Source organism: Salinilacustrithrix flava, from assembly GCF_041228405.1.
In the GTDB taxonomy this organism is placed as follows: Bacteria; Actinomycetota; Acidimicrobiia; order Acidimicrobiales; family Salinilacustritrichaceae; genus Salinilacustrithrix; species Salinilacustrithrix flava.
In genome coordinates, this window is record NZ_CP133888.1 from 458,231 (window position 1) to 479,998 (window position 21,768).

Consider the following 21,768-nt stretch of genomic DNA (forward strand, 5'->3'; position numbering starts at 1 on the left):
CCGCCCCCGGTCGGTCTCGCCGCCACGGTACATCCGTGCCAGTTTCACGGGACCTCGAAGGGCGGCGGTCCGACCCCGTGGAGGACGGCGCTGTGGGCGGGTGCGTTCGGAGCCGGCTCGATGACTGCGACGCCGGATCGTCCGTTGTCGACCTCGATGATCACCTCGCTGCACGTGACCGGCTGATCGTCGTCTCCGTCCCACTCCACCCTTCCTCGCCACCAACGTGGGCCCTCGGCAACCCGTCCACCGACGCTGTAGTGGCTCCGTCCCCCGATGAGGTCGGCGTGCACGTGTTCGATCACCCGGTCGCCGAGCCGCAGCACACCATCGCCGTGGTACCTCACGTGCTCAGGTGTCGGATCATCCTTGGCATGGTCATCGGGGTCCATGGCTTCCCTTCCGTGGAGCAAGCACTGGTGTCGCCGTCATCCGGCGACCTGCGGGCTGCAGCGGGCACGGGCATGGTCGGCAGAGTCCACGATCACGAGCCCGCTGCCGCCCCAACGGCGGAGGACCTGTCGCGCCGTGCCGCGGCGAGCCGTGAAGACCACGCAGCCGTCATCGAGCCGTTCGAGGAGATGGCCCACGAAGCTGCGGACGGCGGTCGCGCTGAAGAGCACCAGCTCATCGACGTCGATCACCAAGCACGGCACGCCGTTCGAGATGGCCTCGATGCCGTCGATCAGCGTGAGAAGCAGCCGCTCCTCACCAACGCCCCCGATCCGCACGACGATCACATCGGGCGAGTGCTGGACAGTCGTCACCTGGAGCGACATGGGAGCTCACCCCCCGGCATCGAGGCCGCGCCGGTTGACTCGACACTGCCGAGGCACCCGGCCAGCCGCGCTGGCCGCGGACCCAGATCCTGAAAGGCCCCAGCCATCGCAGATGTTCGCATGCTCGCTCCCCCTTACCTTCGGCCCCTCGAGAAGATGGAGACGCCAGGTCAGGAGCGCCACTGGACCCCGTCGCACTGGCGAGCAGGGCTGATGGCCACGGGATCGGAACCGAGACCACGTGGACCGATTCCCACCGTAGAGAGCAGCGGCGAACGACCCCAGAGCCCTCCGACCCGAGGCCAGCCGACCTCCGACCCTTTCCGCTCCACCCGCCGTTGAGGAGCCGGCGGTGCGCGTCATCCGGCGACCCGCGAGACCTGGTAGTCGACGTGCAGCGAGTTGGTCACCTCGTTGCTGACCGCTTCAGGCCCACCCATGACCAACACGTCCGCGACGTTCAGCTCCGCGAGGCGGTCGCGGGTCACATCGGGCAGGGCGTCACGTCCCGTCAACAGGATCGGTGCGTCGAAGAACGCAGCCAGCGGGGCCGCAGCCAGTGCGTCGGGGAAGTCCTCCCCGGAGGCCAGCACGACCACGTTGGCTCCGTCGGTCCAGTCGAGCGAGGCGGTCACCGCCGTCTCGTACCGATCAGCGCCGGCGACGCGGCTCACCTGGTAGTCGACGTGGAGCGAGTTGGTCACGTCGTGACTGACCGCATCAGGGCCTCCCATGACCAGCACGTCGGCGACGTTCAGCTCAGCGAGGAGGTCACGGGTGACGTCGGGCATCTGGTCCCGGCCGGTGAGCAGGATCGGCGCGTCGTAGACCGCGGCCAGAGGAGCTGCGGCGAGCGCGTCGGGGAAGTCCTCCCCGGATGCCAGCACCGCCACGTTCGTGCCACCGGGGAACGCGTCGAGCGCGGCACGGGCCGCCGTGGCGTACCGGTCATCACCGGCGACGCGGCTCACCTGGTAGTCGACGTGGAGCGAGTTGGTCACGTCGTGACTGACCGCATCAGGGCCGCCCATGACCAGCACGTCGGCGACGCCCAGGTAGGCGAGCGTGTCGCGAGTCGAATCGGGAAGCACATCGCGTGCGCTCAACAGGATCGGCGCGTCGTACGCGGCAGCCAGGGGTGCAGCGGCGAGGGCGTCGGCGAAGTCCTCCCCGGACGCCAGCACTGCCACGTCCGCGCCGTCCGGGAAGGCATCGAGGGCGGCGCGGGCGGCCGTGCCGTAGCGGTCAGCGCTGAGCTGGGGCGTCTCCTGGGCGCCCGCAGCGCCGATCGCCGAGGTCAAGACGAGCATGGCCGTGGCGAGCACCACGCCGGCTCGGTGCAGTGATCGGGTCGAGGTCATGGACGTTCCTCCTGAGGTGGACACATCTCTCGCGACGCTCACCGTGCGCGGGCGGGCACGGCCCTCACAGGGCCAAAGGTCCCCATAGGGCCGGGGAGCTCTCCGAAGCCGGCGCAGATGCCCGACGGGTCGGACACCCGTCGAGCGCGGCAGTACCCTCGCCCGCCGGTGGATGCGCGTAGCTCCACGCGGAAGTCCCGCCCTCGTAGCTCAGTCGGATAGAGCGACCGCCTCCTAAGCGGTAGGCCACAGGTTCGATTCCTGTCGAGGGCACGCAACGCCTCAGTGCCGATCGACGAAGTCGAGCACCACCTCGGCGAACCGGTTCGGGGCGAACGTGGTGGCGAGGTGCCCCTGCCCCTGCAGGGTGACGATCTCGGCGCCCGTGACGAAGCGGGGCCCCGAGCGCCAGGGACCGACCGCGGAAGGCCCGGCGCTACTTCTTCAGCCGCCTGCTGCCCTGGTGCCAGTCCTCCTCGACGGGCGCCTGATCGGGCGTCGTCCCGCTGACCCGCAAGGCCGGGCGCTCCCGCAGGCTCCGCTTCAGCTCGGCGAAGCCCGGGAACGAGGTCAGCTCCAGGACCGCGTCCCAGAGCCGCAGCGCATCCTCGTCGTTCGGGACCCGGCTGATGACCGGCCCGAAGAAGGCGGGGCCGTCCGGCGGGTCGTAGGCGATGATCGGTGTGCCGACGTCCCGACCGGTCCGCTCCAGCGCGTCGTCGGTCTCCTGGCGGATCACGTCGTCCCAGGCCGGATCGTCCAGCGCATCGACCAGGTCGGCATCGAACCCGAGGCCGGTCAACAGGGGTTCTACCGTCGAGCGCGCCCCCATGCCGTCGCGGTAGGCGGCCTGATCCGCCGGCGGGTCGACGTCGAACACGCTGCCGCCGAGCGCGGTGTAGAGGTCGCCCATGACCTCCCGGCCGTGGCGCTCCCGGGCTGCGGTGCAGACCCGCAGCATCCGCAGGCCCGCGGTGTGGCCCTGTTCGTACTCGGGCGGGAAGTGGGCGTCGTAGTCGACGTGGCTGTTGATCAGCCGCAGCGAGATGAACCGCCAGTCGACCTCGTAGTCGCGCTGGCGGGCCACGCTCCGGACCCAGCGCGACGTCAGCCACGCGAACGGGCAGACGGGGTCGAAGTGGAAGTGGATGTCGGGGCGGCGATCCATGGGCCTGGACGCTACGAGCGCGGAAGCGCCCCCGACACCTTCGCCGGGGGCGCTCCACTCAGTGGCTGATGATCAGGCGGGATCGCACCAGGTGGCGGCCACGTCACCGATCCCGGGCACGACGACCGTCACGCCGCCCGTCTGGAAGAGCTCCGGGCTCTGCCGGTGCAGCTCCAGCACGGTGGGCAGCTGCAGCGTCCCGACATCCACCACCTCGATGCCGTCGCGAGCGACGTCGTCGAGGATCTCGAGGGTCTGCAGGGTGCTGATGCCCGCCTGCTGGCACTGGATGCCGGCCGGCACACCCTTGCCGGGCACCCCGGCGGGCGGGCCGGCGGCGGCGGCGCTGGCGCCGAGGCCGAGGGTGAGGCAGCTGGCTGCTGCGGCGGCGACGAGCTTGCGGTTCATGGGAGTGCTCCTTGGTCTGGGTGTGCGGGAACACCTCTGGTCCGGCACCCGCAGGAGCCGCGGATGACACATTTTAGCGTCTTTATGCGTGGATTGATCTGGTTGCTCACCGCTTGACCGGTATCACCAGCCGGCACCGCCTCGAACGATCCCGCCCAAGTGCGACGAACTCCCCACGAAGACTGGTAGAGATCACCGGGTGCAGGACTTCGACCTCGTCATCGTCGGCAGCGGCTCGGGCAACTCCATCCCCCCGGAGCTGGACGGCGCACGCATCGCCATGGTGGAGCGGGGCATCTTCGGCGGCACGTGCCTCAACGTGGGGTGCATCCCCTCGAAGATGTTCATCTACGCCGCCGACATCGCCATGCACGTGCGGGAGTCCGAGCGCTACGGCGTGAAGGCCTCGGTCGAATCAGTGGACTGGCCGTCGATCGTCGACCGGGTCTTCGGCCGCATCGATCCGATCGCCGCAGGCGGCGAGCGCTACCGGGCCGAGGACTGCGAGAACATCACGGTCTTCCGGGGCAGCGGCGCCTTCGTCGACCACAAGGTCCTCGAGGTGGACGGCGAGCAGCTGCGGGGCGAGAAGTTCCTGCTGGCGGCGGGCGCCCGGCCCTACGTCCCCGACGTCCCCGGGCTCGACGAGGTCGGCTACCACACGTCCGACACGGTGATGCGCCTGCCCGAGCTGCCGAAGCGCATGGCCGTGCTGGGCGGGGGCTACATCGCCACCGAGCTCGGCCACGTCTTCGACGCCTTCGGCACCCACGTCTCCATCCTCAACCGGGGCCCGAAGCTCCTCCGCTCCGAGGACGACGACATCTCCCGGCGCTACACCGAGCTGGCCGCCGGCCGCTTCGACCTCCACCTCGAGACGGCGGTGACCCGGGTCGAACGCACCGGGTCCGGCTCGATCCTCGTCCACCTCCTGCACGACGGGCAGGAGTCGACGCTCGAGGTCGACGAGCTGCTGGTGGCGACGGGCCGGGTGCCCAACAGCGACCAGCTCGCGGTGGAGCGCACCGGTGTCCGCACCGACCCGTCCGGTCGGGTCATCGTCCACGAGGACCTGCAGACCGACGTGGAGGGCATCTACGCCCTGGGCGACCTCACCAACCACTTCCAGCTCAAGCACGTCGCCAACGCCGAGGCGCGCGTCGTGTTCCACAACCTGGCCAACCCCGACGACCCGTGGCGCATGGACTACTCGATCGTCCCCCACGCGGTGTTCGGCAACCCGCAGGTCGCGTCGGTCGGCATGACCGAGCACGAGGCTGCGACCGACGGGGTGCCGTTCGTGACCGCGATCAAGGAGTACGGCTCGACGGCGTACGGCTGGGCCATGGAGGACACGACGTCGTTCGTGAAGCTGGTGGCCCACGCCCAGACGCGCCGCCTCCTCGGCGCCCACATCATCGGGCCCCAGGCCTCCACGCTGATCCAGACCCTCATCCAGGGCATGCGCTTCGGTCGGACCGTCGACGAGATGGCCCGTGAGCAGATGTGGATCCACCCAGCCCTCACCGAGGTGCTGGAGAACGCCCTGCTCGACCTCTGATCAGGCCGCTTCGGAGCGGGCTCTGGGGTCAGGCGCTGGTCGCCCAGATGTCGTTGCAGCGCTCGCACACATCGTCGGGGATGACCCCGGCGCGCATCAGCAGCGCGAACGCCTTGCACCCCAGGCACAGCGCGAAGGCCGCTTCGAGGAACGCGGCGGTGGCGAGCATGCCGAGCGCGACCTGGGCCGCGCCCCACTGACCGGCCAGGACCAGCACGAGCGCGGTCACGGAGAAGGCCACGCCGATGCCCTGGGCGAAGCGCTTCGGCGGCCCGGGCACGAGCCTGGGCGGCCGGTCGAGCGCCGGGGTCAGGACCCGGGTGACCAGCTGCCCGAGGGGACTCAAGGTCGGACCGGTGAGGACCCGGGCCACGAAGCCGTAGGCGATGACCGCCACGAGCCAGCGCAGATCGAGGGCGATGGCAGCCACGGACATCGTGACGACCCCGGCGGCGACGAGGCGGGCGGAGACCTCGTTGACGGGGTCAGGGAAGGAGAACAGCTCGGACGTCGGCATGAAGATCGGCTCCGGGGTGGGGGTGCTGCCTGCAACACCCCCACCGTGTCGGATCTTCCGCCCCGTCCCCCTCAGGCGGTGGAGGGGCCGATCCAGACCTGCTGGGCGTTCACGAACTCGTGGATCCCGTGGGGGCCCAGCTCGCGCCCGTAACCGGAGCGCTTGACGCCACCGGATGGCAGTCGGGGGTCGGTCTTGACCACGCCGTTCACCGCGACCTGCCCGGCCTCGATGTCGGCGGCCATCCACTCGCCCCGCTCGGTGGATGTCCACACCGACGCCGCCAGCCCGTAGGGCGTGTCGTTGGCGAGGGCCAGCGCCTCCTCAGCAGAGCCGACCCGCAGGACGGCGGCCACGGGACCGAACGTCTCCTCGACGCAGGCGGTCATGCCCGGCTCCACGTCGGTGAGGAGCGTGACCGGGTAATAGAAGCCGTCGCCGTCGGGGAGCTCGCCGCCGAGCCGGCACGTCGCGCCGGCGTCGATGGTCTGGCGGACCTGGCGGTGCAGGTTCTCGCGCAGGTCGTCCCGGGCGATGGGGCCGATCTGGGTCGTCTCCTCGCGCGGGTCGCCCACCACCAGCGCAGCGAAGCGCTCCTGCAGGAGGTCGACGAAGCGGTCGTGGACGCTGTCCTCGACGATGATCCGCTTGGCGGCGATGCACGACTGGCCGGCGTTGATGATCCGCATGGTGGCGATCGCCGCGGCCGCGGCGTCGAGGTCGGCATCCGCGAGCACGATCGCCGGGTCGGAGCCGCCGAGCTCGAGCACGGCGGGCTTCAGCTCGGCCGCAGCAGCCGCGGCGACCGCGGATCCGGCACGCTCGGAGCCGGTGAAGGAGATCGCCCGGATGCGAGGATCGGCGATGGCAGTGGCCACGTCGTCGGTCTGCAGGGGCAGGTTCTGGAAGACCCCGGGCGGCGCGCCCACCGCCTCGAACACCTCGGCGATCGCCGCGGCGCAGGCGGGGACGTGGGGGTCGTGCTTCATCACGCACGTGTTGCCGGCCATGAGCGCCGGGGCGCAGAAGCGGAACGCCAGCCAGAAGGGTGCGTTCCACGGCAGGATGCCGAGCACCGGCCCGATGGGCAGGTACTGCACGTAGCTGGAGGTGGCGTCGGACTCGATGACGTCGGTCGCCAGGTACTCCTCGGCGTGCTCGGCGTAGTGCTCGGCGGCCCAGGCCGCCTTGTTGACCTCGCCGCGCGCCTCGGTGATGGGCTTGCCCATCTCCTCGGTCATGAGCAGCGCGAGCCGCTCGATGTCCTCGCGCATGCGAGCTGCGACGGCGCGCAGCACCGCGGCCCGCTCGGCGAAGCTCCGACGGCGCCAGCCGTCGAAGGCCTCCTGGGCACGGCCGAGGGTGGCATCCAGCTCGCTCCGGTCGGCGGCGGGCAGGGTGTGCAGCTCGGACCCCGTCGTCGGGTCGATGACGGTCAGCATGGGAGCTCCTCTGGACGGTCGGCGACGGTGAAGTCCTGGTCGAGGGTGAAGAAGGACGCGATGCCGTCGGCGGTGACGCGGATGGTGTCGGAGATGCCGACGGTCTTGTCCCCGTCCACACCCCACATCCACGGGATGACGTGGAAGGTCATGCCCTCCTGCAGGACGGTGTTGTCGCCGGGCTTGATGGACTGGATGTAGCCCTCGTCCCAGCTCGGCGGGAAGGCGATGCCGATCGAGTAGCCGGCCCGGGTGACGAGCTCGGCGCCGATCTCGTTGGCGACGATGATGGATCGGACCAGCTGGTCGAAGTCGGAGATCGTCATCCCCGGCCGCACCGTTGCGTGCATCTCCTCGATGCACCACTTCATGCGGTCCTGGGCCCGCTGCATGGAGTCGCTGAGCTCGCCGATGACGGCGGTGCGCATCATGGCCGTGTGGTAGCGGCGGTAGCAGCCGCCGACCTCGATGAACACGTGCTCCCCGGGCTGGACCGTGCGGCCCTCCCAGGTGGCGTGGCCGATCATGGTGCGCGGGCCGGAGGTGATGTAGGGCATCACGGCCGGGAACTCGCCGCCGGCCCGGAACATCGCTGCGCTGACCTCGGCGGCGATCTCGTTCTCGGTGATGCCCGCCTGGCACGCAGCCAGGCCGGCCCGCATGCCGGCCTCGGTCGCCTTCGCGGCCCGCTTCATCACGTCGATCTCGAGCGGCGACTTGGCGATGCGCCCCTCCTCGACGATCCCGTAGCAGTCCTGCAGCCGGCCGTCGCGGAAGGCGTCGGCCATGCGGTCCTGCTGGTAGGCGGGGAAGAAGTAGCTGTTGCGCTCGTAGCCGATGGCCTTGCCCTCGAGGCCGAACTCGCGCAGCGACTCGACGAGCAGCTGGATGGCGTCGCCGGTGTCGGAGTACGTCCGGGTGAGCTCGACCCAGGTGCGCTCGATGACGTTGGACTCCTCCATCGCCCGGGTGATCGTGAAGGGCTCGCCGTCGAGCGGGACCACCAGGGCCTGGAAGAAGGAGTAGCCCGTGGTCTGGTAGTCGGTGAGGTACATGAGGTTGCCCGGCGCAGTGATGACCACCGCGTCGAGCAGGCGCTCCTCCATCCGCTCCCGCAGCTCGCGGATGCGCAGCTCGTACTCCTCGAACGGGAAGAGCATGTCGTCGCGTGCCCTCACGAGGCGCTCCACGTGGCGTCGATCGCTGCCTCCAGGATGTCGAGGCCCTCGGTGAGCTCGTCCTCGGGGATGGTGAGCGGCGGGATCAGCTTGATGACGCGGCCGCCGGTGCCGCACGGCCCGATGAGCAGGCCGCGCTCGAAGCACTCGCGCTGCACGTCCTTCGCGTAGGCGCCGTCGACCACGTCGACGGCCTGCATCATCCCCCGGCCCCGCACGTCCCAGCCGTGGTCGGCGCGTGCGTCGGCGAGGGAGCGCAGGCGCTGGCGCATGATCTCACCCTTCTCGGCGACCTGGTTCATGAGGGTGTCGTCGGTGAAGTAGCTCAGGGCCTCGGTGCCCGCGACGAAGGACAGGCCTTGCCCGCGGAAGGTGCCGGTGTGCTCGCCCGGCGACCAGTGCTCGTCGTGCTCGGGCTTGTTGAGGTTCATGGCGAGCGGGGTACCGAAGCCACCGATGCCTTTGGCCAGGGTGACGATGTCGGGGTCCAGGTCCATGCCGTCGAAGCTGAAGTAGGAGCCGGTGCGCCCGCACCCGGCCTGGATGTCGTCGATGATGAACAGCGCCCCGACGTCGCGGGCGAGGTCCTGCACGGCGTGGAGCCACTCGGGCGAGGCCACGTTCACGCCACCCTCGGCCTGGATGACCTCGACGACGAACGCCGCAGGCGGCAGCAGGCCGCTCGAGCTGTCCTCGAGGGCCGCCCGGTAGCTCTCCAGCCCCTTCAGCCCACCGCCGGCAGCGGTCTCGAAGGGCAGGCGCACGACGTGCTCGAGGGGCACGCCGGCCGCCTGGCGGAAGACGTCGTTGGCCGTGAGGGCGAGGGAGCCCAGCGTCATCCCGTGGAAGCCGTGGCTGAACCCCACGACGTGGGGCCGACCCGTGACCTTGCGGGCCAGCTTCAGTGCGGCCTCGACAGCATTGGTGCCGGTGGGACCCATGAACTGCATCTTGTGGTCCATGCCGCGGGGTTCGAGCACGACCTCCGCGAAGCGCTCGATGAAGTCGCGCTTGACGTCGGTGTGGGTGTCGAGGCTGTGGGCGACGCCGTCGCGCTCGAGGAACTCGATCATCGCCCGCTTCATGCGCTCGTCGTTGTGCCCGAAGTTCAAGACGCCCGCACCGGCGAAGAAGTCGAGGTAGCTGCGGCCGTCCTCGTCGTGCATGCGGGCGTTCTTCGCGGAGGTGAACACCGTGGGGTAGGCGCGGCAGTACCCGCGGATCGCCGACTCCCACTGCTCGAAGGCCTCGTTGTTCACGTCGTGCTCCTGTCTCTCATCTCGGTTTCGGGAAGCGGTGCCCCGGCGAGGCGGGCGTAGATGCGCACCACGGGGGCGATCAGGTCGTCGTTGAAGTCGTAGTGCGGACTGTGGCACGAGGCGTCGTGGCCCTGGCCATCATCGGCGCCGACGAGCGCGAAGGCGCCCGGCACCTCGGCGAGGTAGTAGCTGAAGTCCTCCGACGCCATGATCGGCACCGGCGTCGAACCGGCGTGCCAGCCGTCGCCGAGCTCGTCGGCGAGGACCGCCCGCATCTCGGCGGCTGGACCGGGGTGGTTGACCGTCGGTCCGTAGCGACGCTGGTGCACGACCTGGGCCCGGCACCCGTGACCGGCCGCGACGTGGTGCGCCACCTCGTCGATGAGGGCGCCGACCTCGTCGCGGGCGGCCTCGTCGGCGATCCGGATGCTGCCACCGAGGCGGGCCGAGGCCGGCGTGACGGTGGCGGCGCTGGGCGCGTCGATGGACGTGACCGCGACGACCGTGGGCTGCTGCGGAGGCAGGCGCCGGCTCACCACCTGCTGGACGGCGACGGTGATGGCCGCGGCGGCGAGCACCGGGTCGCGCGTCGCCTCGGGCTGGCTGGCGTGGCCGCCGACGCCCTCGACGAGGATCTCGAAGGTGCCGTTGCCGCACATCACCGTGCCGTCGGGGCACACGGCCTGGCCGAACGGGATGGCGGGCCAGTTGTGCCAGCCGAACACGACATCGACGCCGTCGAGGGCGCCGTCCTCGATCATCCCGCGGGCACCGTGGCCGCCCTCCTCGGCGGGCTGGAAGAGGAGCGTGACCGGTCCGGGCAGCGCATCCTCGTGGTCCCCCAGCCAGCGGGCGGTGCCGAGGAGCGTGGCCGTGTGCCCGTCGTGGCCGCAGGCGTGCATCATCCCGTCGACCTGCGAGGTCCAGGTCGCCCCTGTCGCCTCGTGCACCGGCATGGCGTCGATGTCGGCCCGCAGGGCCACGTGCCGTCCGGTGGCGCCGGCGGCGAGGGTGGCGACCGTGCCGGTGCCGGCGCAGTCCCGCCAGGCGATCCCGAGCCGGTCGAGCTCCTCGCGGATCGCCGCTGCCGTCCAGGTCTCGCTCCAACCCAGCTCCGGTCGCTGGTGCAGCCGACGTCGCAGATCTGTTGCGTCCTGCACGACGGTGTTCCAGCTGGTGCCCACTGCGCTCCCAGATCGTTGCTCGGTGCCGGGACCGTAGCGCTCGCGGGCCCGTCGGGATCTCGCGAACGCGCTGCTGTCGGCCTGTCAGCCGTCGTCGATCTCCGTGACGAAGTCGATGAGCTGCTCGACAGCGCCGACGAGGGGTGGGAACAGGTCTGCGTAGGTCGTGACGCTGGCCAGCAGCTCTCGCCAGAACGCGCCCGGGTGCTGGCCCGGGCGGCCGATGCGGGCGAGCACGCCTTCCTTCCACGGCTCCCCCATCGGGACGTCGGGCCATGCCTCGATCCCAGCCACCGACGGGCGCACGGCCTGCCACACGTCGACGTAGGGGGTGCCGGTGACGAGCACGTGGGGGTGCTGCACGGTGGCAGCGACCCGGGACTCCTTGGAGCCCTCGACCAGGTGGTCGAGCAGCACACCGAGGCGTCGGGTCGGACCGGGCCGGAAGTCGCGCACGACCGCGCCGAGGTCGTCCATGCCGTCGAGGCGCTCCACGACGATGCCCTCGTGGCGCAGGTCGTCGCCCCAGATCTTCTCGAGCAGCTCGGCGTCGTGCACGCCCTCGACGAGGATGCGGCTCGCCCGAGCGACCCGGGCCTCGTGGCGCACGGCGATCGAGCCGGAGGCGGAGATGCGGCGCTCGGGCTCGGTCGGGGTCGCCGACCCGAAGACCGGGTGGCAGGCGACGCCGTCGATGGCGAACTCACCGGGCACCACCGTGAACGTGTGCACGTACCCGGTGCGGTCCTTCACCTGCAGCTGGGAGTTGAGGAACCGCTCGACCGCGCCGACGGTGCCGGTGGGAAGGTGGGTGATCTGCGTGCCGTGCACCGCGCCGATGACCGGATACCGGCGAGGGCGCGGGTCGAGGTCGACGGGCTCCATCGAGCGGCGGGCCGGGCGGCGCATCCCCCGAGGGTACGGAATCCCCGGACCACGGTCGGGGAGGGCGATGACCCGACCGGAATGTGGCATCTGACACGATCGTGCCATCCCGGGAGGGCCGCACGGCTCTGGTGCGCCGGCCGGCGCGCAGGCACCGTCATGAGGTGGACGACGCAACCGCCGGATCGGCGAACGAACCGGCCGGCGGAGGAGCGGCGCACGCCCGCGCGCTCGAGGCCGAGGTCCGCAGCCTGCGCGACCAGGTGGCTCGACTCGAGGCCAGCGAGGCCGAGTGGCGCACGCTCGTGGAGACGCTGCCCCAGATCGTGTGGATCACCCGGCCCGACGGCTGGCACGAGCACTTCAACCGCCAGTGGCTCGAGTTCACGGGCCTGACGCTCGAGGAGAGCCTCGGCGACGGCTGGAACCCGCCCTTCCACCCCGAGGATCGTCCCCTTGCGTGGACGCTGTGGCAGGAGGCGACGTCGACAGGGACGCCGTACGAGATCGAGTACCGGTTGCGGCGCCACGACGGCGTCTACCACTGGATGCTGGGCCGGGCACTGCCTCTGCGCGATCGCGACGGGAAGATCGTCAAGTGGTTCGGCACGTGCACCGACATCGACGAGCTCAAGACAGCCCAGGCGCACGTGGCCGAGCTGGTCGTCGAGCTCGAGCGGCGCGCCGACCACGACCCGCTCACCGGTCTCGCCAACCGGGACCTGCTGTTCCGCCAGCTCGAGCTGATGCTCCGCCAGCGGCGGCGAGTGGGGGTCGCAGCTGCGTTCGTCGACCTCGACGAGTTCAAGGCCGTCAACGACCGGCTCGGCCACCACGTGGGCGATCGCCTGCTGGTGCACGTGGCCAGGCAGCTGGCATCCGCGGTGCGCCAGGGCGACGTCGCCGCTCGGATCGGCGGCGACGAGTTCGTGGTGGTCGGCGAGGCGGACGACGAGCACGATGCCGAGCGCTTCGGCCAGCGCCTGCTGGGAGCCCTCGGCGACCGGGTCATGGTCGACGACCGGTCCGTGCCCGTCGCCGCCAGCATCGGGGTGGCCTACATCGCCCCCGGCGATCACGCGTCGCCGGACGAGGTGCTGTCCCGGGCCGACGCCCGCATGTACCAGCACAAGCGGCGTCGCAACCTCAGGGGAGGATGAGGCCGGAGCCGCCGGCGGGGAGCAGGCCGTCGGCGACAGCCCGCTCCAGGGCGGCGTCCACGAGGCGTCCGAGCTCCGGCGCCCCGGCGCCGATCGGGGCGACGACCTCCCGCACCCGGTCGGCGCTGACACCCCAGCGGCGCCAGGCGATCCCGCCGGCGCTCAGGTTGAGCAGCACCGGCGCGAGCCGGTCGAAGACCCGAGCGGCCCGGGCCTCGGGCGTGGTGCCGTGCTCGTACTCCTCCCAGGCGTCCCGGAGGCGGGCGCCGACGTCGTCGGGCAGGAGGCCGTAGAGGCGGTCCGCCGCAGCCTCCTCCCGCTCCTCCTTGGAGCCGTTGGAGGTGTCGTCGTAGATGCCGGTGTCGCCGGCATCGATCTCCACGATGTCGTGGACGAGCAGCAGCAGGACCACGCGGGCGAGGTCGACGTCGGCCTCGAGGTGCTCGCTCAGCACGGCGGCCATGACGGCGACGTGCCAGCTGTGCTCGGCGGTGTTCTCGCGCCGGGACGCCTCGCCGACGAAGGACTGGCGCAGCACGGTCTTGAGCCGGTCCAGCTCGTGGACGAAGGCGAGCTCGTCGGCCAGGCGGTCCCCCACCGCGGTCCGGGCCACGTCCTCGACGACCTGGGCGTAGTCGGCCTTGTCCTCGACGCCTCGGGTCGGGCGCAGCTCGATGCGGTTGCCGAACGGGTCGTCCACGTAGAGGACGTCGGGCTCCAGGGGGTCGTCCACCCGTCGCACGGCGAGCCCGTTCGTGGTGATCGTGGCCTCGAGGCGGTCCAGGTCCAGCACGGTGAAGGCCGGGTGGGCCTTGGTCGCCGGGACGAAGTCGTCCTGCACCCCGAGGTGGATGCGCAGCGAGCCCCGCTCGAACCAGCACCCGCCCCGGACCGCCAGGTGCGGCGGCTTGGGGACGCGGGGCACCCCGAGGATGCCCTCGTAGAACCAGGTGGCCAGCTCCTCCCCGCCGGGCGGCATGGCGAGCTGGACGTGGTCGATCGCGTCGAGGAGCACCCGCCCATCCTGCTAGCAAAGGGCCGTGGCACTCGACGCAGCCCGGATCCGCACCTCGGTGGACACCCGCTGGGACCGCGACGTCCTCGGTCCGCTCCAGGACTACGTGCGCATCCCCAACGTCTCCCCCGCCTTCGATCCGCAGTGGGAGGCCAACGGCCACATGGCCGCCGCCACCGCCCTGATCCGCCAGTGGTGCGAGGCCCGACCGATCGAGGGGATGACCGTCGAGGTCCTCGAGGTCCCCGGGCGCACCCCGATCGTGCTGTGCGAGATCCCGGCGACCGATCCGGCGCTGGCCGACGACACCGTGCTGCTCTACGGCCACCTCGACAAGCAGCCGGAGATGTCCGGTTGGCGTGAGGGTCTCGGCCCGTGGGAGCCGGTGCTCGAGGGCGACCTCCTCTACGGCCGGGGCGGGGCCGACGACGGCTACGCCGTGTTCTCCTCGCTCGCCGCCATCGAGGCCCTCCGCGAGGCCGGGGGCAGCCACGCCCGACTCCTTGTGCTCATCGAGGCGAGCGAGGAGTCCGGCAGCCCGGACCTGCCAGCCCACCTCGACGCCCTCGGCGACCGGCTCGGCCAGGTCTCGCTCGTGGTCGGGCTGGACTCCGGTGCGGCCACCTACGACCGGCTCTGGGTCACGACGTCGCTCCGGGGCGTGCTCATGGCGTCGGTCCGGGTCGAGGTCCTCATCGAGGGCGTGCACTCGGGTTCGGCCGGCGGGGTCGTGCCGTCGTCGTTCCGGCTGCTGCGCCGGCTGCTCGACCGCATCGAGGACCCCGACACCGGGCGGGTGCTGGTCGATGAGCTCTGGTGCGACATCCCGGCCGAGCGGCACGACCAGATGGCGGCGACGGCCGACCAGATCGTGGCCGGGCTCGCGTTCCCGTGGGCCGGCTCCACCCGTCCCGACCACGCCGAGGCCGTCGACCTGCTCCGGGCCCGAACGTGGGAGCCCTCCATCGCCAACATCGCCGTCGACGGCTTCCCGCCCCCGGACCGGGCCGGCAACGTGCTGCGCCCCTTCACCGAGCTCACCCTCTCCTGCCGCCTCGCCCCCACCGCCGACCCGGCGGCAGCAGCCGACGCCCTCGAGCGCGCCCTCATCGCCGACCCGCCCAACGGCGCCACCGTCACGGTCACCGTCCGGGGCGCCGAGGGGGGCTGGAACGCCCCACCCACCGCGGGGTGGCTGCAGTCCGCGGTCGACGGGGCCTCGGAGGCGCACTGGGGCCAGCCCTCGGCGGCGATGGGCGAGGGCGGCACCATCCCGTTCATGGGCATGCTCGGCGCCCGCTTCCCCGATGCGCAGTTCCTGATCACCGGAGTCCTCGGGCCGGGCTCGAACGCCCATGGGCCGAACGAGTTCCTGCACCTGCCGATGGCCCGACGCATCACCGCCACGGTCAGCCACGTGCTCGACGCGCACGCCCGGCGCTGACGTGGCCGACCACGGTCGCCTCCCGGTCGGCAACCTGCCGATCGCCGAGGCGATCGAGCCGCTGCGCGCCGCCCTCGCCGAGCGCGGCCGGGCCGTGCTCCACGCGCCGCCCGGGGCCGGCAAGACCACGATCGTGCCGCTCGTGCTGCTCGAGGAACCGTGGTGCGACGGGACCGTCCTCGTGCTCGAACCCCGTCGGCTCGCCGTACGCAACGCCACCCGGCGCCTGGCCCAGCTGCTCGGCGAGCAGCCCGGTGAGCGGGTCGGCTGGCGCATGCGCCAGGACACCAAGGTGTCCCGCCGGACGCGCATCGAGGTCATCACCGAGGGGGTGCTCACCCGGCGGCTCCAGCGCGACCCGGAGCTGGCGGGCGTGTCGGCCGTTGTCTTCGACGAGTTCCACGAGCGGAGCCTCGACGCCGATCTCGGGCTCGCCCTGACCCTCGAGGTCGCCGATGCGCTCCGGCCCGAGCTGCGCATCGTGGTCATGTCCGCGACCCTCGACATCGAGCCGGTGGCCGCGCTGCTCGATGCCCCCGTGGTGCGCTCCGAGGGCCGGGCGTACCCCGTCGAGGTCGTCCACGTCGACCCGCCCGTCGGTAGCAGGGATCGCCGCCGGGCCGCCGAGGATGCCGTGGCCCCGACCGTCCGGCGGGCGCTCGCCGCCCACGAGGGTGACGTGCTCGTGTTCCTGCCCGGTGGCGCCGAGATCCGCCGAGCCGAGCGAGCCCTCGGCCGGCTCGACCCCGACGTCGACGTGAGACCGCTGCACGGGTCCATGCCGCCGGCTGCGCAGGACGCGGCCATCGCCCCCTCCCCGCCCGGCCGGCGCAAGGTCGTGCTGTCGACCGCCATCGCCGAGACCAGCCTCACCATCGAGGGCGTGACCGTCGTGGTCGACGCCGGCCTGCGACGCACGCCGCGCCTCGACCCGGGCAGCGGCATGAGCCGCCTGGTCACGCTCCCGGTGACCGCGGCGGAGGCCGAGCAGCGGGCCGGGCGCGCCGGACGGCTCGCACCCGGCACCGCCTACCGCCTGTGGAGCCGGGCCGAGGACGCGACCCGACGATCCCACCCCGAGCCGGAGATCGAGGTGGCCGACCTGACCTCCCTGGCGCTCGAGCTGGCGGCCTGGGGCGCCGACGAGGGCGACCTCGCCTGGCTGACCCCGCCGCCGCCGGCACACCTCGCTGCGGCCCGGGACCTGCTGCACCGGCTCGGCGCCCTCGACGAGGGCGGCACCATCACGCCCCACGGCCGGGCGATGGCCGAGCAGCCGCTGCACCCGCGCCTCGCCCACCTCCTGCTGCGGGGCGCCGAGCTCGGTCACGGCGGGCTGGCCGCCGATCTCGCTGCCGCCCTCCACGAGCACGGCCTGTCTCGGCGACGCAGCACCGACGTGGCCGAGCGCGTCCGCGCCCTCCGCTCGCCCCGCGACCACGACCGGGGCGCGGTCGAGCGGGCCCGGCGCGATGCACGTCGCTGGCGCGCCGCGGTCCGCGCCGACGGGAAGCCCGGCGACACCGTCGGGACGCCGGAGGACGACGCGCTCGGCCTCGTCCTCGCTCTCGGCTTCCCCGATCGCATCGGGCGGTCGCGGGCGGTCCGACCCGACGGCTCCGGGCGGGGCGAGCTGCTGCTGGCCAACGGCCGGGGCGCCTTCCTCGAACCGACCGACCCGCTCGCTGCTTCGGAGTGGGTGGTCGTGGCCGAGCTCGACGGGCAGGCCACGCGCTCGCGGGTGTACGAGGCGGCTGCGCTGGACGAGGCCGACGTGCGGTCGGTCGCCGGCGTGTCGATCGAGACCGCGACCGAGGTGGGCTGGGACGACCGGACCGGCGACGTCGTGGCCCGATCCGTCGAGCGCCTCGGCGCGATCACGCTCGCCGAGCGACCGGTGGACGACGCGCCGCCCGAGGCCCTGGCCGCGGCGCTGGTGGCCGGCATCCGCCGCGAGGGCGCGTCGATGCTGCCGTGGGACGACGACGCGCGCCGACTCCAGGCCCGGCTCTCGTTCCTGCACCGGCTCGACCCGGACCGGTGGCCCGACGTCTCCGACGAGGCGCTGGTGGCCGAGGCCGACGAGCGCATCGGGCCGATGCTGGTCGGGATGCGACGCCGGCGCGATCTGCGGCGCCTGGATCTGCGCGAGGTGCTGCAGGCCGGCCTCGACTGGCGGGACCGGAGCGCCATCGACGACCTGGCGCCGGAGCGGCTCCCGGTGCCGAGCGGCAACCGCCACCGGGTCGACTACTCGGTCCACCCGCCGGTGCTGGCGGTGAAGCTGCAGGAGGTGTTCGGCGCCACCGAGACGCCGGCCGTGGGCGGCGGGAAGGTGCCGGTCGTGCTCCACCTGCTCTCCCCCGCCGGCCGGCCGCTCCAGGTCACCCAGGACCTGGCCAGCTTCTGGCGGGGCGCCTACGCCGAGGTGCGGGCCGACATGCGCGGTCGCTATCCCAAGCACCCGTGGCCGGAGGATCCGATGGCAGCGCCGCCGACGGCGCGCACCAAGCGCCGCTGAGCGGCTGCGGCGGCGCTTCGTCGATCAAGCACGCCGGTAGCATCGGAGGGCCATGGATCTCGACGATGCCGCCCGCAAGCAGCTGGAGTCGCTCGGCGGTTTCATCCGCGAGCGGCGCAAGCAGGCCCAGTACAGCCTGCGCGACCTCGCCGACCGGGCCAACGTCTCGAACCCGTACCTGAGCCAGATCGAGCGCGGCCTCCACACCCCCTCGGTGCGGGTGCTCAAGGCCATCGCCGCAGCGCTCAACGTGTCGGCCGAGTCGCTGCTGGTGCAGGCGGGGCTGCTGGAGGCGAGCGACGAGGGCGAACGGGGGCCGAGCGTCGAGGACGCCATCCGCGCCGACTCGCTCCTCTCGGAGGACCAGAAGGCGGCGATGCTGGCCGTGTACCGCAGCTACGTCGCGCGCAACACGGCCGAGGACGACTGAGGCCGAGCGCGACGAAGGCGGCGCCGCAGCAGTGTTCGGCAAACAAAGGTGATCTCGGTTGCCTTCGTTGTCGCAGGTAGTGCCTATGTTGAGTGGCCGGCCCCGATGGGGCCGGCCACTCGTTCGTTCCGGGGGAAGGCGGCGGCAATGGCGAAGAGACGAGGCGGTCCGGTCGCTGTGTGCCCGGTGCCTGAGCACGCTGGGTCCCACGTCGTGTCGCATGCTCGGCGTGAGACGAGTTCGGGTGTTCGCCAGGTGTTCCGTTGCACCGCTGCGGGACACGAGAGGCACTTCTTCTCGGTCGTCGCCGGGTCGGTGCCGATGCCGGTGTGGTCGCCTCCGCCGGCGTGCCCGGACCATCCGGGCGGCTACGTCGTGCGGGACGGTCGGTACGCCCGGTCGACGGAGAAGCCACGGCAGCGGTACCGCTGCTACCCGGACCGGGACGACCGTTCGGTGTGGCACCGGTTCACGCCGGTCCTGCCACGAGAGCACGTGCATGCGGGCGAGGACCGCTGCGATGCGTGTGAGGAGCTGCGGGGCACGCACCGGGGTGACACGACGATCTCCAGGCGGCACTCGTGGGCGGTGCGAGTCGTCGCCGATGGTCTGCGGGACCTTGCTCGTGGAGCGACGTACGCCGACGTGTCCGTGCGAGCGAGGGACGCAACGGAGCGCACACGCACCCGGGTGACGAAGCAGAAGCAGGCGACGAAGCGCAACTACTGGCACACGGCCGCTGACTGGGTGGAGACGTTCAGTCCCGTGCTGTGGGCGCACACCGAAGCGAAGTTCCGGGCCGAGCTCGCCGCCGCGGTCGCCGCCAGAGCCGAGCTCGAGGCCTTCGGTGCGCCGAACCCCACACCGATCGCCATCGTCATCGACGACCAGCCGATCTCGGCCAAGGCGCTGTCGGTGGGGCGTCGCCGCATGGGCCGACCCGACTGGTTCGTCCTCGTCGTCGCCGAGATCCTCTGGGACGCCTCGAGCGGGGACCTGCACCGCCGCCAGCGCCTCCGGCTCGTGCGGGGCCTGCCCAGGAACGACCACATGGCGTGGAAGCTCGTCCTCGACGAGCTCGGCTACACGCCCGACATCGTCATCGCCGACGGCGACGACTCGCAGCTCAAGGCGATCCGGGAGCTGTGGGGCTCGGCGACGACGTGGATCCCGTCCCTGTTCCACGTGCGCAGCAACGTGGCCTTGGCGCTGCTCGACACGCCCGGCACGTGGACCAAGGACACCGACACCGCATCGAAGGACCTGCTGCCCGAACTCGACGACCACCTGGCGTTGCTCAGCCGGGAGACGATCACCGAACTCGACGCTGGCCACTGGGCCCGCTGGTGGAACGAGCTCGAGGCGATCGTCGTGCGCGTCGGCGCTCCGCTCGACAAGGTCGCCAACAGCCGCCGGCAGCACGAAGCAGTCGTGGCCAACGCCTTGCCGACCGTGGCCAAGTACCCGCAGCTGCCGTTGTCGACCGGTGGACTCGAGGTCGCCATCCGCCAGCGCATCGCCCCGGTCCTGTCCGGGCGAGCGCACGTGTTCGGGAACCTCGAGCGAACGAACCGCTTGTTCGACCTGGTCGTGTGCAACGACGACGGCCTGTTCGACAAGATGCCCACCGTCATCGACCTGCTCCGCTCCGACAGCGTCGCCAACGACGGGTGGAGCACTCCGCTGCGAGAGGTCACCGACCCGCAGCCGCCGACAGCGAGCCGGTTCGTCGGGCGCTACAGCTCACTGCGGGACCCGCTGCTCATCCGAGACGTCGCTCGCTCCAGGGGCCTGTGGTGACCGCCCTCGCCCGAGCAGCCGACGCAGCGTTCGACGTGCTCTGCGCAGCGCACACGTTCGTCGTCATTGACGTCGAGACGTGCCCGTCACCAGAGGGTGAGCGCATCGTCTCCATCGCCGCTGCCACGAGCCGGCGAGGCCGGGTACGCAGCATCTGGAGCACGACCATCGACCCCGGCGTGCCCATCACGAACAGCTGGATCCACGGCCTCACCGACACCGACGTCGCCGGCGCCCCCAGCTTCGGCGACGTCCTCGACTCCCTCAACCAGCTCATCGCCGCTCCCGACACCATCGTCGTCTGCCACAACGCCCGCTTCGACATCGGGCTCTTGCACCTCGAGTGCCTCCGCCTCGACGACGGTCGTGTACTGAACGACGCCCCGGTCCTCGACACGATGCGCCTGCCCGACGCCGTCGGGCACGTCATGCCCTCACGCAGCCGCACGCTCGCTGCTCTGTGCGCCTCGCTCAACGTCACCAACACCGCCCCGCACACCGCCGTCGCTGACGCCACCGCCACCGCCGAGGTCCTCCACGCCCTCCTGCGCGTGGCAGCCGCCAACAAGACCACCGACCTCGACACCGTCCTCGACGCCGCCAGCTCCCGCTCGACGCACACCATCGCCGCTGCCGACCCAGCGAACATCAGCCGCCGCCAGCCCGCCGACCAGCTCCCCGCCGAACACCTCGAAACCCACACCGGGCCGCTCAGTGACGAGCCGTCGAAGACCGAGCTCGATGCGTGGGCTGCGAACGCACTCGAGTGCGCCACCCTGCGCTGCCACCTCCTCGAGGACAAGGCGCTCCTCGCCACGCCACACGCCGCCGAGCTCCACGCACGGCTCACGAAGCACCTCCTCGCCCACGCATCGACGTTCGAGCCCGGCCAAGGCGCCACGCTCCTGAGCGCCCTGAACGCACTCGCTCCCGCCGCCCTCGGCGGCCGCTACAGCCAGAAGCCCTACCGCTGGTGGCTCAAGCACCACGGGACCGTGAAGGCACTCGCCCGATGCGACACGGACACCCACGAGTGCCCCGACTGCCGCAACGACCGGCCCTGCCCCATCGACATCGCCCACCAGCCGCTCGTCACGACCGCCGTCTACTCCGACCAGATCACCCTCGACCCGACCCGCATCAAACACATGAGCGCCGCCAACCGGAAGAGCTTCATGAGCCGGTGGACCGACGCCGGACTCCACGACATGGCCGGCTACGCCGCATGGCTCGCAGCCGACTGGCTCGCCAGCGCCGGGAAGCTGTCTGGAGCAGCAGTCGTTGTCGACTACGCCATGGAACTCGAGGCGTTCGACCCCCGCATCATCCGCATCTACGCCGAACGCCTCACCCTCCAACAGCGAGACGCCGAAGCCGAAGCAGTCGTGCGCAAGCACCTCGCGCACCGGACCACCGACGAGGGCTGGCAAGAGCTCGCCGAGTGGTGGAACCGGCATCTCGCACGCCAGCGCCAGCGGTTCACGCCCCCGAACCCCAAGCCCGGCACCAGCAGCCGGGTCGCACGCCCATCGGGACGAGTCCGGCCCCGCCGCTTCAGCGCCTGACGCCCAGCACGGGCGCTCGCCCGCACGGAACGAGCCCCGCAGCAGTTGTGCAGCGATGGGTACAACGCAGGCCCCGGAACGACGAGAGCCC

Annotated in this window: 19 protein-coding genes and 1 tRNA gene; 8 read left to right on the plus strand and 12 right to left on the minus strand. The window is 71.7% G+C overall.

Annotation, left to right across the window (positions count from 1 at the left end; all coding sequences use genetic code 11):
* Positions 1 to 44: 44 nt before the first annotated feature.
* From RGQ06_RS02235 to RGQ06_RS02245, 3 genes are all read right to left on the minus strand, one after another.
* Complete coding sequence (locus tag RGQ06_RS02235) at positions 45 to 347, minus strand: hypothetical protein (protein ID WP_432429667.1); 303 nt, start codon at positions 345 to 347, stop codon at positions 45 to 47.
* 81 nt (positions 348 to 428) lie between these two features.
* Entirely contained in the window at positions 429 to 779 is a 351-nt protein-coding gene (locus RGQ06_RS02240) for a hypothetical protein (protein WP_432429668.1), read from the minus strand.
* 359 nt (positions 780 to 1,138) lie between these two features.
* Positions 1,139 to 2,140: a cell wall-binding repeat-containing protein gene (locus RGQ06_RS02245; protein ID WP_432429669.1), complete on the minus strand. Its 1,002-nt coding sequence runs from the start codon at positions 2,138 to 2,140 to the stop codon at positions 1,139 to 1,141.
* Positions 2,141 to 2,339: 199 nt separating this feature from the next.
* On the opposite strand from RGQ06_RS02245, the gene RGQ06_RS02250 reads away from it, so the two are divergent.
* Positions 2,340 to 2,413, plus strand: a tRNA-Arg gene (locus tag RGQ06_RS02250).
* 163 nt (positions 2,414 to 2,576) lie between these two features.
* Here RGQ06_RS02250 and RGQ06_RS02255 read toward each other — a convergent pair.
* Positions 2,577 to 3,308, minus strand: coding sequence for a hypothetical protein (locus RGQ06_RS02255; RefSeq protein ID WP_432429670.1), 732 nt, complete (start codon positions 3,306 to 3,308; stop codon positions 2,577 to 2,579).
* Positions 3,309 to 3,380: 72 nt separating this feature from the next.
* Positions 3,381 to 3,716 carry a hypothetical protein gene (locus tag RGQ06_RS02260; protein WP_432429671.1) on the minus strand — a complete coding sequence of 112 codons (336 nt, stop codon included), beginning with the start codon at positions 3,714 to 3,716 and terminating at the stop codon, positions 3,381 to 3,383.
* 199 nt (positions 3,717 to 3,915) lie between these two features.
* Between RGQ06_RS02260 and RGQ06_RS02265 the strand changes: the two genes are divergently transcribed.
* The gene (locus RGQ06_RS02265) at positions 3,916 to 5,277 is read left to right on the plus strand and encodes a mycothione reductase (RefSeq protein WP_432429672.1); all 1,362 of its coding nucleotides are present in this window, start codon (positions 3,916 to 3,918) and stop codon (positions 5,275 to 5,277) included.
* 28 nt (positions 5,278 to 5,305) lie between these two features.
* On the opposite strand, the gene RGQ06_RS02270 is transcribed toward RGQ06_RS02265, so the two are convergent.
* From RGQ06_RS02270 to RGQ06_RS02295, 6 genes are all read right to left on the minus strand, one after another.
* Entirely contained in the window at positions 5,306 to 5,794 is a 489-nt protein-coding gene (locus tag RGQ06_RS02270) for a DUF4395 domain-containing protein (RefSeq protein WP_432429673.1), read from the minus strand.
* Between the two features lie 71 nt (positions 5,795 to 5,865).
* On the minus strand, positions 5,866 to 7,236 hold the full coding sequence (locus RGQ06_RS02275; RefSeq protein ID WP_432429674.1) for an NAD-dependent succinate-semialdehyde dehydrogenase: 1,371 nt from the start codon (positions 7,234 to 7,236) through the stop codon (positions 5,866 to 5,868).
* Positions 7,230 to 8,414 carry an ectoine hydrolase gene (gene doeA, locus RGQ06_RS02280; protein WP_432429675.1) on the minus strand — a complete coding sequence of 395 codons (1,185 nt, stop codon included), beginning with the start codon at positions 8,412 to 8,414 and terminating at the stop codon, positions 7,230 to 7,232. The genes RGQ06_RS02275 and doeA overlap by 7 nt, the downstream gene beginning before the upstream one ends.
* Positions 8,411 to 9,673 (minus strand): aspartate aminotransferase family protein, encoded by a 1,263-nt coding sequence (locus RGQ06_RS02285; RefSeq protein WP_432429676.1) that lies wholly within the window; start codon positions 9,671 to 9,673, stop codon positions 8,411 to 8,413. The genes doeA and RGQ06_RS02285 overlap by 4 nt, the downstream gene beginning before the upstream one ends.
* Positions 9,670 to 10,857, minus strand: a complete 1,188-nt coding sequence (doeB2, locus tag RGQ06_RS02290; RefSeq protein ID WP_432429677.1) for a N(2)-acetyl-L-2,4-diaminobutanoate deacetylase DoeB2 — start codon at positions 10,855 to 10,857, stop codon at positions 9,670 to 9,672. The genes RGQ06_RS02285 and doeB2 overlap by 4 nt, the downstream gene beginning before the upstream one ends.
* 84 nt (positions 10,858 to 10,941) lie before the next feature.
* The gene (locus tag RGQ06_RS02295; protein WP_432429678.1) at positions 10,942 to 11,766 is read right to left on the minus strand and encodes a DUF3097 family protein; all 825 of its coding nucleotides are present in this window, start codon (positions 11,764 to 11,766) and stop codon (positions 10,942 to 10,944) included.
* A gap of 140 nt (positions 11,767 to 11,906) precedes the next feature.
* Between RGQ06_RS02295 and RGQ06_RS02300 the strand changes: the two genes are divergently transcribed.
* Positions 11,907 to 12,902, plus strand: a complete 996-nt coding sequence (locus tag RGQ06_RS02300) for a diguanylate cyclase domain-containing protein (RefSeq protein ID WP_432429679.1) — start codon at positions 11,907 to 11,909, stop codon at positions 12,900 to 12,902.
* On the opposite strand, the gene RGQ06_RS02305 is transcribed toward RGQ06_RS02300, so the two are convergent.
* Complete coding sequence (locus RGQ06_RS02305; protein WP_432429680.1) at positions 12,889 to 13,917, minus strand: HD domain-containing protein; 1,029 nt, start codon at positions 13,915 to 13,917, stop codon at positions 12,889 to 12,891. The two genes, RGQ06_RS02300 and RGQ06_RS02305, sit on opposite strands and share 14 nt — an antisense overlap.
* A gap of 25 nt (positions 13,918 to 13,942) precedes the next feature.
* On the opposite strand from RGQ06_RS02305, the gene RGQ06_RS02310 reads away from it, so the two are divergent.
* From RGQ06_RS02310 to RGQ06_RS02330, 5 genes are all read left to right on the plus strand, one after another.
* Complete coding sequence (locus tag RGQ06_RS02310; RefSeq protein WP_432429681.1) at positions 13,943 to 15,361, plus strand: M20/M25/M40 family metallo-hydrolase; 1,419 nt, start codon at positions 13,943 to 13,945, stop codon at positions 15,359 to 15,361.
* 1 nt (position 15,362) lies between these two features.
* Positions 15,363 to 17,882: an ATP-dependent helicase HrpB gene (gene hrpB, locus RGQ06_RS02315; RefSeq protein WP_432429682.1), complete on the plus strand. Its 2,520-nt coding sequence runs from the start codon at positions 15,363 to 15,365 to the stop codon at positions 17,880 to 17,882.
* 52 nt (positions 17,883 to 17,934) lie between these two features.
* Positions 17,935 to 18,312 (plus strand): helix-turn-helix domain-containing protein, encoded by a 378-nt coding sequence (locus RGQ06_RS02320; protein ID WP_432429683.1) that lies wholly within the window; start codon positions 17,935 to 17,937, stop codon positions 18,310 to 18,312.
* Positions 18,313 to 19,002: 690 nt separating this feature from the next.
* A complete protein-coding gene (locus RGQ06_RS02325) occupies positions 19,003 to 20,112 on the plus strand; it encodes a hypothetical protein (protein WP_432429684.1) in 1,110 nt (369 codons plus the stop codon).
* On the plus strand, positions 20,109 to 21,677 hold the full coding sequence (locus tag RGQ06_RS02330) for a 3'-5' exonuclease (protein ID WP_432429685.1): 1,569 nt from the start codon (positions 20,109 to 20,111) through the stop codon (positions 21,675 to 21,677). Before RGQ06_RS02325 ends, RGQ06_RS02330 begins: the two co-directional genes overlap by 4 nt.
* The last annotated feature ends 91 nt before the right edge of the window (positions 21,678 to 21,768 follow it).